This is a genomic window from Gardnerella sp. DNF00571G (assembly GCF_049262695.1).
Classification (GTDB): domain Bacteria; phylum Actinomycetota; class Actinomycetes; order Actinomycetales; family Bifidobacteriaceae; genus Bifidobacterium; species Bifidobacterium piotii.
Map to the genome: position 1 here is coordinate 1256351 of NZ_CP058396.1, position 13459 is coordinate 1269809.

At 46.9% G+C, this 13459-nt stretch carries 5 protein-coding genes; all 5 read right to left on the minus strand.

All coding sequences use genetic code 11. The annotated features are described in order from the left end of the window. Positions 1–58 precede the first annotated feature (58 nt). Entirely contained in the window at positions 59–667 is a 609-nt protein-coding gene (locus tag HXT30_RS04980; RefSeq protein WP_016789920.1) for a heat shock protein transcriptional repressor HspR, read from the minus strand. A 95-nt stretch (positions 668–762) separates the two neighbouring features. Continuing rightward, complete coding sequence (locus tag HXT30_RS04985) at positions 763–1794, minus strand: J domain-containing protein (RefSeq protein ID WP_346284457.1); 1032 nt, start codon at positions 1792–1794, stop codon at positions 763–765. A gap of 234 nt (positions 1795–2028) precedes the next feature. Further along, the gene (gene grpE, locus HXT30_RS04990) at positions 2029–2772 is read right to left on the minus strand and encodes a nucleotide exchange factor GrpE (RefSeq protein ID WP_422111443.1); all 744 of its coding nucleotides are present in this window, start codon (positions 2770–2772) and stop codon (positions 2029–2031) included. After that, positions 2772–4667, minus strand: coding sequence for a molecular chaperone DnaK (gene dnaK / locus HXT30_RS04995; RefSeq protein ID WP_422111444.1), 1896 nt, complete (start codon positions 4665–4667; stop codon positions 2772–2774). Before dnaK ends, grpE begins: the two co-directional genes overlap by 1 nt. 1197 nt (positions 4668–5864) lie before the next feature. After that, on the minus strand, positions 5865–13151 hold the full coding sequence (locus HXT30_RS05000; RefSeq protein ID WP_422111445.1) for a peptidase: 7287 nt from the start codon (positions 13149–13151) through the stop codon (positions 5865–5867). Positions 13152–13459 lie beyond the last annotated feature (308 nt).

Sequence of the window (13459 nt, forward strand, 5' to 3'; positions counted from 1 at the left end):
GACTAGTATTTAGAAAAATCTAAACTAATGTTTATATAGGCACTTGTTAGCGTAATCGCTATAGACCAAACGCGCGCCACAAAACAATCGACCTATCGTCTTCTAAATCATTGCTCGCATAATCATTATATTGCGAATCGCCATTATTGTCTCTTGCATAAGACGACGTCAACTCGCGCTGAGGCACGCGAATATCTCGGCGCCAATCCTTTGCGCGCTGCGAGCGCTGAACCTCTACAATGTTCCCGTCTGCACTCGCTGCAAAAATGTTTCGCTCCGCACTCGCCGCCTCGTCAACTAAGCGCCTCACTTGCCTTTTAAGCTGGCGATTTTCTTCTTGAAGCTCCAAAATCCGCATAATCCCAGCAAGATTCACGCCGTTTTCTTGGCTCAGCTTTTGCGTTTGCACAAGCCTATCTATGTCTCTAAGCGAGTATCTTCTGGCTCCGCCTTCTGTGCGCTGCGGCATAATCAAGCGCAATCTATCGTATTGCCTAAGCGTTTGCGGATGCGTGTCGGTTAGGTTGGCTACGTGACTCACGGTAAAAATCGGCATGTCAATTTTAAAACCCACTTCGTCCGCGCCATCAAGCGTTGCATTTCCGCGCACTAGCGCCACTGCACACATCTCATACAGCGCCCTAATTTGGCGATCCAACCTAGCCATGACTTTCCTTTCTACACGCAAACGCTAAGCAAATCTGCGACTCTTAAACGTAAACGCTAAGAGCATCTGCATATCATCTGCATCTGCATCTGCATCTATTCGCGCAAATCCTTAACTTCTTGCTCGTAATCTGCGCCACACGCCTTTTCAAACTCTTTTGCAGCATGTTTTACCGCCATTCCAGGCTTTTTTGGAACGTGTATTTGCGCAATTCCAACAAACGCGCCATTTTTGCCTGGCACGCCTTCGCCTTCTACGCGTATTCTGCTGCCGCCCGAAGTTCCAGATGGCACCTTAAACACAATCGGCTCGCCGTCTACGTTTTTAAGCGTGACTTTTGCTCCGTGCACAGCTTCACTTAAAGTGAGCGGCAAAGTGGCCACCAAATCGCATCCTTCAATCGAGAATTGCTCCGACTTTTCCACTTGCACTTGCAAATACATGTCTCCAGAAGCGCCGCCAAACTTTCCTGGCTTGCCTTTTGACTTTAGGCGTATTTTTTGCCCGTCTTTTACGCCTGCAGGAATGTGAGTTTTGAACGATTCTCCGCCCGATCGAAGCGAAACTGTAGCGCCTTTAAACGCCTGCTTAAACGTTAGTTTTATAGACGTTGTAATGTCTTCACCACGTTCAGGCGTGTTTTGCGTAGCAGCTTGACCAGATTGGGCGTACTGCTCGTAATCTGCTCCGCCAAATCCTGCTTGCGATGCGCCCGCACCGCCAGTAAACATGGAGAATATATTGCCCATATCTGGACCCGCGCCGCTTGTGGAGAATCGCACTCGTGAGCCGCCGCCCATTGGCGATCCACCAAACATTGATGAGAAAATGTCGCTGAATCCGCTTGCGTCGAATCCGCCTGCGCCCGCGCCGCCAGCGAATCTTGCTCCGCCTGCGCCGAATTGGCGAATCGCATCGTAGCGAGCGCGCATCTGCTTATCTTTCAAAACGTCGTACGCTTCGGATACGTCTTTGAATTTTTCTTCTGCTTCTTTAGTTTTGTTTAAGTCTGGGTGATATTTTCTAGCGAGTTTTCTGTACGCTTTTGTGATTGTGTCTTCGTCAGCATCTTTAGAGACGCCGAGAACCTTGTAAAAATCTTTGGCTAGCCATTCATTCTCAGCCATTTAAGCTCCTTTTTCTTTGAGCCACTGGCATTTACTAAACAACTTATATCTATAGCTTGTATCTAAATAACCTACTCGCGCTAGCTGCTTAGAATCTAAACCGCCAACACGAGTAGGCATGGGACTTGCATAAGTAAACATTTGATGAAATGCGCGAGCTAAACAATCCAAACAAGCGCTGACATTAGCGATGTTTCACGCATTGTTTCACACTGTTTTACACTGCGCACGCTACTACTCATTGCTTGGAGACGCCACTACGACTCTTGCAGCGCGAATCACTCGATCTCCAATCCTGTAGCCCGATTCCACAACAACATCAACCGTTTCCTTCGTAGCATTCGCATCTGGCTTGTGTAGAATCGCATCGTGCTTTGTTGGGTCAAAGTCTTCGCCCTTTTCGCCAAACTTTTCTACGCCAAACTTTTCAAACGCCTTGTCTAATTTTGCAGCCACAGCCTTGAACGAATCGTCCATTGCGCCGTGCTCGCGAATCCTATCAATGTCGTCTAAAGCTGGCAATAAAGCCGTAAGCACGTCTGTTATTCCATGCTGCCTAAATCGGTCTTGCTCTTTGGCTGCGCGGTTGCGGAAGTTAATGAACTCTGCTCGCTCGCGTTGCAACGCTTCCAAATAATCCGCCGCCTCTTTTTTGGCTTTGCCAAGAGGTGTTAAGGAATCGTCTTCTTCGCTGCTTTGAGCGTCTACAGAATTGTCATTTTCTTGAGATTTGCGCGCGTTGGATTCATCTGCGGTTGCTTGCGACTTTTCCGCGTCGGCGGCTGCGCTAGCGGACGCATCGGTGTTAGCAGCAGCATCCGTGTTAGCAGCCGCGTGCTTTGCTTCATGAGTTTCCTCATGCGCCGCAACACCATCTGCAGCGCTATCCGCAGCGCTATCTGCCGCACGCGAATCGCCAGCCGTCGACGGCACGTCTTCCAAACCACTCAAGTAGTCGTTGGCGTTAAACTCGGACATTACTTGTTGTCCTTATCGTCCTTGTCGTCGTCCACCACTTCGGCGTCAACCACGTCGTCATCTTTAGAGGCACCTGCATTTGCATCAGATGCAGAACCAGCACCAGCCTGAGCACCTGCACCTGCAGCACCAGCGGCACCCTGCTGAGCGTAAAGCTGCTGACCAATCTTTTGCGCAGACGTCATAAGCTCGCTTTGCGCACTCTTAATCTTCTCAACGTCATCACCCTTCAAAGCTTCCTTCAAAGCATTTACCTTTTCGGTAACTTCCTTGGAGATTTCGTCGGAAAGCTTATCCTTATTGTCGTTTACAAGCTTTTCAGTCTGGTAAGCGAAGGATTCTGCCTGGTTGCGAGTATCCGCTTCTTCCTTACGTTTCTTATCTTCAGCTTCGTGAGCTTCCGCCTCTTTAACCATGCGGTCAATCTCGTCCTTTGGCAAGCCAGAACCGCCCGTAATCGTCATGGACTGTTCCTTGCCTGTGCCCTTATCTTTAGCAGAAACGTGCACAATGCCGTTAGCGTCAATGTCGAAAGTCACTTCGATCTGCGGAACGCCACGAGGAGCTGGAGCAATACCAGTCAACTCAAAAGTGCCGAGAGGCTTGTTATCGCGCGCAAACTCGCGTTCGCCCTGGTATACCTGAATCAACACGGATGGCTGATTGTCTTCTGCAGTAGAGAACACCTCAGATCGCTTAGTTGGGATTGCGGTATTACGCTCAATAAGCTTCGTCATAATTCCACCCTTGGTTTCAATGCCCAAAGAAAGTGGAGTTACATCAATAAGCAGAACGTCTTTACGGTCTCCCTTAATAACGCCCGACTGCACAGCTGCGCCAACAGCCACAACCTCATCTGGATTCACGGACTGGTTAGCTTCCTTACCGCCAGTAAGTTCCTTTACAAGCTCCTTGACGGCTGGCATACGAGTAGAACCACCAACAAGCACCACGTGATCAATCTGGCTTACAGAGATGCCAGCGTCGGAAAGCACGTTGTTAAATGGCGTACGGCAGCGACCGAGCAAGTCGGAGGTCATCTCCTCAAAGTGAGCGCGAGTCAAAGTCTCATCCAAATGCACTGGAGTGCCGTCTGGAGTCATTGCCAAGTACTGCATAGAAATCGAGGTAGAAGTAGAAGAGCTAAGCTCCTTCTTTGCCTGCTCAGCAGCTTCCTTCAAGCGCTGCAAAGCAATCTTATCCTTGCTCAAATCAACGCCGTACTTGTTCTTAACTTCGCCAACAAGCCAGTCGATAATCTTCTGATCCCAGTCGTCGCCACCCAGGTGGTTATCGCCATTAGTGGCCTGTACCTGGATTGTGGAGAAGCCGTCGTCATCCTTACCAATCTCAAGAAGCGACACATCGAAAGTACCGCCGCCCAAGTCGAACACCAAAATGCGCTCGTCTTCCTTGCCTTTTTCGAGGCCATAAGCCAATGCAGCAGCAGTTGGTTCGTTAATAATACGCAGCACGTTCAAGCCTGCAATCTTACCTGCATCCTTAGTTGCCTGACGCTGAGCATCGTTGAAGTATGCTGGGCATGTAATAACGGCATCGGTTACTGGCTCGCCAAGGTAGGCTTCTGCATCTCGCTTCAACTTCATTAAAACCTGTGCAGAAATCTCTTGCGGAGTCCACTTCTTGCCATCAATCTCAACAGACCAATCAGTGCCCATGTGGCGCTTTACGGAGCTAATCGTGCGGTCAACGTTTGTAACAGCCTGACGCTTAGCAACTTCGCCAACCAAGATTTCTCCCGACTTGCTGAAAGCCACCACGGACGGTGTTGTACGCGCACCTTCTGCGTTAACAATAACTGTAGGGCTGCCGCCTTCAAGCGTTGCAATGCAGGAGTTCGTTGTTCCTAAATCAATACCTACTGCGCGTCCCATAATATCTCCTAGCTATCTTATCTATGTACCTTTTAATCTATGTACTCAAATTCTTGGCAGCAAGCCTTGCGACTAGCCGCTTTTTCTTTTTACAAAACTTGAGTCTAACACACTCAAGTTATTAAAGTCAAGCATTTTTGCGCGCGTTTCGCAAAAACTTAACACTCCCTCACTCAAGTTTTTAACCTATTTATATAAATTACGCCGAGCACGCTAGAGATTCGAGATTTTTCGCTACGATTCGACAACTTCGAGCTGCGTAATGCGTCAACTATTTCCGCTTTTTGTTGTTAGACACACCGTTTAGAGCTACAAAAAGCGGAAAAATCGCTCTCACTGACTACATCAAGTGCGGTAGAGATTCGAGATTTTTCGCAGCGGATGAAGCGTTTCGTTCGCGCGGTCTGAGCGCGCGAACGTCTTCGCCGCACGTAAAGTCCACTGGACTTTACGTTTGAGCGGCTCAGCGAATCGAAGTGCATTCGCGCGCTACGCTTTAAGCGCTCATGCAAGTCGATTCGCAGTCCTCCGATGGTGATTCGCTGAAGCAGCAAGAAAAATCGAGAATCTCAGGCGTTTAAGCAATACGCAATTGTTCAATCACGTAAGAGGGCTGGGTGATTCTTGGTCGAACAGTATAAGAGCGGCAGCCGATACCAAATAATCCAATGATTCACGCCTACAAACAAACTTCAACCAAAAACAAAAAATTAAAGCCAAATCGGAACAACCGCAACACAAGACAACACGTAAGAGGCGGAGCGTTGTGAGACAAGAAACACCCAGCCCTCCTGCACACCAAATAGGAATCGCGCAACACCAAATAAGAGATATCGCTCGCGCGTTACAGCGCGCTCACGTCTTCGCTTGCGTTGAAAGCACACAGTGCTTTCAACCTTGAGCAAGCTCAGCGCTCTATTCCTCGCGGCTATTAGTAGCCGCTCGGCTGATTTGGCACATAAAGTCCACTGGACTTTATGCTTGAGCCAAATCACGCTTTGAAGGAGCTTGAAATGCGTTATGCAATTTCAAGCTCAGTCAAAGCGCCTCTCGCGCTACGCTTTAAGCGAAAAGGCAGGTCGGAGCGCGTAGAGAAACAAAAATGGCTTGGAGATTATATCCAAGCCATTTTGTGCGTTCACACTACAAAACAAAATGTGAACGCTTTTTTAAGGAACGCTACTAGAGCGCAAACTTTTATCTACTTGAGTGCTTACGGCGCTTAGCAGACACTCCAAGTCCCGCCAGCCCCACAAACACAGCAGCAAACGCGCTTAGCGTTGCGGAATCAACGCCAGTTTGCACTCCCATGCTTCCGCGAGATTTATCTCTTTGAGCAATCACTGCAGCCTTAAAGGCAGCACGAGCTGCACGAAGTCGCATAGTCGCAGCTTCAACCTGCTCGCGAGTGGCATTAGGATCAGCAAGCACGCGGCGAGCGTTTTCTAGAGCATCATTAAGCTCCTTAACAACGCTTGCATTCACGCCATTTGCAACCTTAGTGCCGGCACCGTTAGCAATGTCTGTAAGAGCACCATTCACTTCAGCTTGCAACATTGACTTATCAACAGCGTTTGCGTTATTTGCATTATCCGCGCCATTGTTGCCATTGTTGTTGCTGTCGGAATCGTCATCACTACCCGAACCAAGCGAGTTGTAGAAGTCAATCATCTTCTGCTTTATGCGTTGCAGCTTTCTAAGCGCTTCGTCAACCTGGGCCTGCGTAGCGTTTGGATCCCTGAGCACAGCGTTTGCATCGTTCAACGCCTTGTTGTACTCAGCTATGTCCTTATTGTCTGCAATCAAGAACGGAATCGACTTGCGGAATTCAGGGTCATTGCCCTTCTCTTGGTAGAGCTTGTCCTTATCCGTCTTGTGCTTGCTTACAAGGTCTTCCTTAGCTTGCTGAAGCTTCTTCAAAGCCTCATCAACCTGCGCCTGAGTTGCGTCCTTATCGCCAAGAACCTTATTCGCTTCATCAAGCGCCTTCTTGTACGCGTCTGCTTCTGGGCTTCCTACAGCGTTCTGGAATTCTGGCGTCTTTGCAAAGTCGCCATCCTTACCAGCCTCAGTGTTCAAATCAGACTTATTAGTCTTGTAGCCGTCAGTAATCTTCTTCTTAGCGGCTTGCAATGCATCGAGAGCGTCGTCAAGCTCTTTCTGAGTTGGAGCCTTCTCGCCTGCTGGGAGATCTTTCTTTGGCTTGCCATCCTTATCAAACTTGTCAAGGAGAGTCTTAGCAGCCTGGAGCTTCTTGTTATAGTCGTCAAGATCTTTCTTGGCAGCTTCATCACCCTTCTTAGCATCGGCATTCTGGTACTCAGGCGTATTCTCAAACGTGGTGTCACGCTTGTCATCGTCATCGTACTTTGAATTGTTAACTTCTTCTTGCAAGTCGTGAGGATTGGTCTTGTAGTTAGCAAGAATCTTGTCCTTGATCTCCTTAAGAGCCTTCTTAGCCTCGTCAACTTCTTGCTGAGTTGGGAGCTGATCCTTTGGAACGTCAATCTGCTTATTTGGATCTTTAGGATCAGCAACCTTGCCATCGTTCTTGTCGATGAGTTCCTTAGCCTTTGCCAAAGCCTGCTTATAGGCAGTTAGATCATCAGGTTCTTTGCCATCCTTAGTCTTGCCTTGAAGGTTTTTATACTCAGTTGATTCTTCAAACTTTGGAGTACGCGCAGTGCCATCCTCGTTTTTATCATCAACTTCATTTTGGAGCTTATCAACGTTGGTCTTGAACTTTTCGTCAATTGCCTTTTTAGCATTTTGCAAATCAGTCAGAGCCTGATCTACCTGCGCTTGAGTTGGGCGCTCTTCTGGCTTTGCGTTTGGATCTGGTTTATTCACCTTGTTGAGGAGTTCCTGCGCAGCCTTGAGCGCCTTGTTGTAAGCTTCCAGCTTCTTGGTTGCTGAGTCATCTTTCTTTGCATCCTCTTCAGACTCAGCATTCGCCTTTTCAAGCGCGTTCTTGTATGGAACAGACGCCTCAAACGGAGGTATTACATCCTTGCCCTTGTCATCCTTATCGCCGACTTCGTTCTTGAGCTTGTCGGTTTTGGTCTTGTAATTATCTGTAATCTTGTCTTGAGCGTCTTGCAACTGTTTAAGCAGAGCCTCTACTTGCTCTTGAGTTGCTTTTTTCTTCCAATCTTCGTCATTAAGCTTGTCGGTAACGTTCTTCAGAACATTGTCGAAGCCTGTGTCTTGTCCAGCTTCACCTAAGTCCTTTATAGCATCTTGGTCGCCAGCAGTCTTCTTAGCAACAGCATTTTGATACTCAGGAGTCTTCTTGAAGTCGCCATCTGCAAAGTCTTTAGCAGAAGTCAACGGCTCAAGATTCGTCTTGTAGTTGTCAGTAATCTGCTTCTTAGCTGCTTTCAGAGTGTCAAGCGCATCGTTAATCTGTTGCTGCGTTGGACGCTCGCTGTTCTTCTTCTTGCTTGTATCCTTTGCGTCATTTACTAACTTACGAGCATTGGCAAGAGCCGTCTTGTAAGCAGTAACATCTGCATTTTCATTACCATCGCTCGTCTTAGCTTTAGCATTCTTAAACTCTGGAGAGTCCTCGAACTTGCCATCTACACTAGCGCCTTCGGTATCTGCCTTAGACTTCTCAGCTTCTGTGTTCAAAGCAGTGGTATCAGTCTTGTACTCGTCGAGCTTAGTGCGTGCTGTATCAAGAGCATTAAGTGCATCATTGATTTCTTTTTGTGTTGGTTTTGCATCTTGTGGCGTATTTGCATCACCATGCTTCTTCAAAAGCTCTTGAGCTTTTGTCAAAGCTTCGTCATACGCCTTCTTGGCTGCAGCGGCAGCGTTGTTCTTGGTGTCATCAGGAACAAGCTTGCCGTCCTGCTCCTTCATGAAGTGAGGATCAGACGCATTGCGATACGCATCAGAATCCTTTGTGCCTTCAACAGCTGGATTTGCACCCTCTGCGTCTTTACCGTTCTTATCAACGCTTGCCTGAAGCTTGTCGACATTAGTCTTATAGGCGTCAAGAGCCTTGCGAGCATTGTCGAGGGCGGTCTTAGCGTCGTTGATATCCTTCTGCGTAGCGTTAGGATTGTTCAGCAAATCCTTAGCTGTGTTAAGAGCTTTACCATACTCGTCTACAGCTTTCTTAGCAGCATTGTTCTTGTCGGTATTGTCAGAACCATCATCGTTTTTGTAGCTTGGCAGCGACGCGTTCTTAAACGCAGGGCTTGGATGCGTGGTTGCGTCCTCGTTAACAGACTTAAGCAGAGCGTCAGTCTTGGTTGCAAACTTGTTCAAATCTGCAATAGCGGCGTTCATTTCCTTAAGGATTGTGTCAACATCCCTATCCAGAGGCTCGCCTTGCGCATGTGCCTGAATATTATCCAAGTACGCACCATCTTCAGGGTTGCCGTCCTTATCAGGAGTATTAGAAGTTGGGATTTCTGTATTACCTTGCTTATCCCTAGGCATCTGTTTATTAAGCGCCTGGTTTAGCTTCGCTACTGCGGCTTCATACGCTTCCTTAGCCTTCTTAGCAGCCTCTACCTGGGCTTTTTCTTCTTCACTAGGATTCTGCTTATCGGCAAGTTCCTTTACATTCGCATACGCTGGGCTGTGTTGTATTGCAAGGTCATTAAACACAGCTGCCGAAAGCCTGCTGGTATTAGTTGCATACTTGTCAATAACAGTACGAGCTTTTTCAAGAGCTTTCTTGGCTTCATCAATCTGGTTTTGATCTGGAGCATCTCCACCAGTCTTAGCTTCTTCTAGCTTTTTCTTAAGCGCCTTAGCTTTTTGATAAGCATCGTTGTAATCTTTGAATGCTTTCTTTGCATCAGCGTCGCCAGCTTGCGCCTTATCGAAAGCGTTAAAGTATGCAGGCATCAGGTAACCGCTAAAGTTATCCGCAAGAACTTTCGTAAGTTCATTAGCGTCAGTTGCATAAGTATCATGCAATACTTTTTCGGCCTTAGTTAATGCATCTTTAGCATCATCAACTTCTTTTTGAGTTGCTTTGTCGTTCTTAAGAACCTCACGAGCCTTCTGCAGCGCATTGTCATAGTTTTCAACAGCGGTTTTAGCAGCTTGTTTTTCTTGCTCGCTTGCGCCGTTATCTTTCTTATTAAGCGCATTCTTGTAGAAGGTACTCTGCTTGCTTGCATCATCCTTATCAGGATTATCAAAGGTGAGCTTTTCAGCAGTTATAAGCTGCGACTTATCTGTTGCTTTAGCGTCAAGTGCCTTCTTAGCATTCTCAAGAGCTGTAATTGCAGCGTTAACGTCCTTTTGAGAAGCATTTGGATCTGCTGAAAGATCCTTTGCCTTCTTTACAGCCTCATCGTAAGCTTTGCGCTCTTCCTTAGTGGAGTTCTGGTAGGTTGGGTCGGCAGTCTTGAGCTTGTCGTCGCCAGTCTTAGTAGCATCGCCCGTATTCACTGTGCCATGCTCAGCGATAGCAGCGTTAAGCTTGTCCTTGTTAGTGCTGTACTTATCAAGCTCCTTACGCGCAGCATCGAGCTTAGCCTTGGCTTCGTCAACAGCCTTTTGCGTGGCGTTCTTGTCTTCCTTTAACGTCTTAGCGTCTTCGAGAGCCTTGTCGTAAGCCTTCTTAGCCTCTTTAGCTTCATCATTTTTCTTGGTATCAGGCTTGCCATCAGATGTCTTAAAGTCAGGCTCAGTAACATTCTTGTACTTATCGCTAGCTTTTGTACCAGTTGTAGCTTGTTGACCTTCAGCAGGCGTACCATCTTCGGTTATCGACTTATCCAAGCCGTCCTTGATGGTGTCAGGACCATCAAGCTCGGCGCGCGCCTTATTCAGCTTAATCGTTGCGTTATCAACCTCAGCCTTAAGGTCTTCACTTAAATCAGCATCAGCTGTAGTTCCAACTTTCTTAAGTGTTTCTTTAGCAGCATCAAGAGCTTTTTCATACGCATCTTTCTTATCTTTAGACGCGTTGTAGTACTTAGACTCGGTAGGAACGTCTGTGTTGTCAACCTTAGTTGTCTTGTGCTCACCAATCGAATCCGAAAGTTCTTTCGTCTTATGATTCGTCTGCGGCACAAAGATAACGTTAATTGCCTTAGAAGTATTGTTTGGATTCTTTCCATCTGGGTGTGTGTACACATACTGGTAGGATTCCATGCCATACGGAGCAACAAACAGACGCGCTCTATAGATCTTGCCGTCCTTAGACGCAACTTTTACGGGTTCAGCACCATCGTTCCACGTATAGCTATCTGCCTTTGCGAGCACATCACCCATATTTACATCGGTGCCTGTGATCTGAGGATCACCAGTCCAATAGCCGCTTTTCATAATGCCAAGCGTAAGCTCGCCTGTTGGCTGACCATTTTGCAGTATGTAACCAACATGCGATTTCTTTTCTTGTCCAGGAGCGCCTTCATGGTCGAGATTCTCGCCGCCCGTAAGTGTACGCAAACCTTCTTTGCCAGTCTTCGGCGTAGCTGTGAGCAACTTAGTAACGTCGCCAGACTTGAACGCCACAGCCTTGGTTGGATCATAGCGGTAAATGATGGTCTTGTGGTCTTCGCTCCAAGAGAGACCCTCATCACTGTCACGACCGTCAATCTGATTTTTCTTCCACGAAACGTCGTAATCCTCGCGAATATTCACAAACTTCGTTAGCTTGCTCTTCGTTATATCAGACGTAAACTCGGCAACCGCTTTATCAGTTTTGATCTTAACGGTAATCGCGTTCTCTTGCCGACCATTTGAAATGCCCTGATTTGCATGACCAGACGCAGTAAGATTGCCTGTAAGGTACGAAAGTGAAATCTGGTCTACGCTGGTAAGACCAAGATCTTTGTTGGCTTTGTTGGCTTCAAAAATAGCCTGCTTAATACTCTTAATTTCCGCATCGGAGTAAGCAAGTGGGTTGTAAACGAAGGTTGCTTTATCGCCAGTTGGAACAGTAACATCAGCTTCTGCAATCTTCTTCAACACAAGTTCGCGCAAAGGAATCTTAGGAGCGTCCGCAGCATCAACGCCAGTGAAGTTGATAGTTACCGTGTTGTCATCGTTAATGGTGACTTTGTCTTCCGACACATGATTAAGGCGCGCAAGCTTCTTCTTAATATCCGTTTTTACCTCTTCGGATACCTGGGACAGGTCTTCAACAGTTGGCTTATCAATACGCGTATCGTAGCGCGCAATGGTAAGAGGCAGCACGTCAGACTTGTAGCCAAGGTCGGAAATAAGGTATGTCTTGAGGTTATACACGCCCGTAACATATGTTTTTGGCTCGCCTGACTTTGAAGTTTCCTTGTTAATAACGGTAGCTAACTGATTAGCGTCGTACGCCTGATCAGCGTTAATAATTACCTTGTTTTCAGCGGTATCTGGCGTAGTGTCAAGCTTCTTTTCGTTATCTTTGTCACGCACGCCAACGCCTTTAGCTGTGCTTGCAACTTGAATTTGATCGCGGAGCGACTTACCATCCTTGCCTGCAGTAGGAGCATCAAGGGCTTGCTGAAGCTTTTCACGAATGGTTTTATCTTCAAGCTTTTGATCGTATCTTAAAACAAACGAGCCAGTCTTTTTAGGTGGAATAAGTGTTGCTGCACGTGCAATATTCGTCTTATACAGCAGAACTTCTTTACCGTCAGTACCTTTTCCGTACACATAAATGCAACGGTTTGCCGCATAACCCACAGCTGGCATATTGTTGTTTCTATAGAGCTTGTTTACAGTAAGAGTAGCAGAGCCGTCATTGTTTGTAGCAAAAGCATATTCACCCGAATAAGGTTGATGCGCTTTATCGTCACCAGTCTTGTATTCAACAAAATCCTTTGCGTTTCTACCATTGATGTCGATGTTATCGTTCGGGAAAATAGCTACCTTAGTAACAGCAATACCATCAGCTGATTTAAGTGTAATTTTAACGGAAGTATTCTGACCGTTGTCAATATACGTATTGTCAGTCGAACCCCACGCATACATGTTTGGAAGCGTGTCTTTTGTTTCTTTTGAAATCGTTATCTCACTGTTAACTGTTGCAGGTGCAGGTGTAGCTGCGCGATCCTGGCCATTATTTGAGCCAGTTGTAACTTCTGCAGGAGTGCTACTTGCTGCATAAGTGTTAGTTTCTGCAGGAGCGCTACTAGGTGCAGGAGCGTTATCTGTAGTCTCCTTATTAGTCTCAGCGCCTTCAGCGTTTACTACAGTCTGATCAGCCTGCTTCTTAACTTCAGCCTGCTGATTCTGGTTATCAGCCTGCTGCTTTTCATCAACTTTCTTCTTAGAATCGTCATTCTTAGCAGTTACATCCTGCGTATTTGCAGGCGCAGAAGGATCAACAGGCGTAGAAGTAGCCTCCGCAGCCATTGCAGGAGTTGCGCCAAAAGCAATCGCCGCGCCAGCAATCACGCCAGCAGCACCAACAGAAAGAGCAGCCACCTTACGAATATCAACAGCCTTCGCAGCCTTATCCTTTGCAGAACCAGATGTCTTGTTGGCGTGTTTACCAGATTTTGTAGTCATGTTCTCCTCTTTCGTGAGTTTAATTCGATTTACTTGATATTGCTTTGCGCACCGACCGCGGCTCTCAAAGCCCTATAGTTTTTAACAATAGATTTACAAAGTCTTATAGCGTACATCTATAATGATGTAGTCACCCTTTGATAAATCATTATAACATTTTAGAAAAAATTTTGAAGACAACTAACAAATGTTTATAGCTTTTGGGGGTACATACCCCCCCCCCCCAAGCCTTTTATTTCAAGGGTTTTTGCGAGATATTTTTTTCAAAAATTCTTGCGATTCTGGCGAGTCAACCGCCATTTTTAGCC

Coding starts and splice junctions, on each gene's coding strand:
- HXT30_RS04980 (WP_016789920.1), bottom strand. CDS start 667: ATGGCTAGGTTGGATCGCCAAATTAGGGCGCTGTATGAGATGTGTGCA.
- HXT30_RS04985 (WP_346284457.1), bottom strand. CDS start 1,794: ATGGCTGAGAATGAATGGCTAGCCAAAGATTTTTACAAGGTTCTCGGC.
- grpE (WP_422111443.1), bottom strand. CDS start 2,772: ATGTCCGAGTTTAACGCCAACGACTACTTGAGTGGTTTGGAAGACGTG.
- dnaK (WP_422111444.1), bottom strand. CDS start 4,667: ATGGGACGCGCAGTAGGTATTGATTTAGGAACAACGAACTCCTGCATT.
- HXT30_RS05000 (WP_422111445.1), bottom strand. CDS start 13,151: ATGACTACAAAATCTGGTAAACACGCCAACAAGACATCTGGTTCTGCA.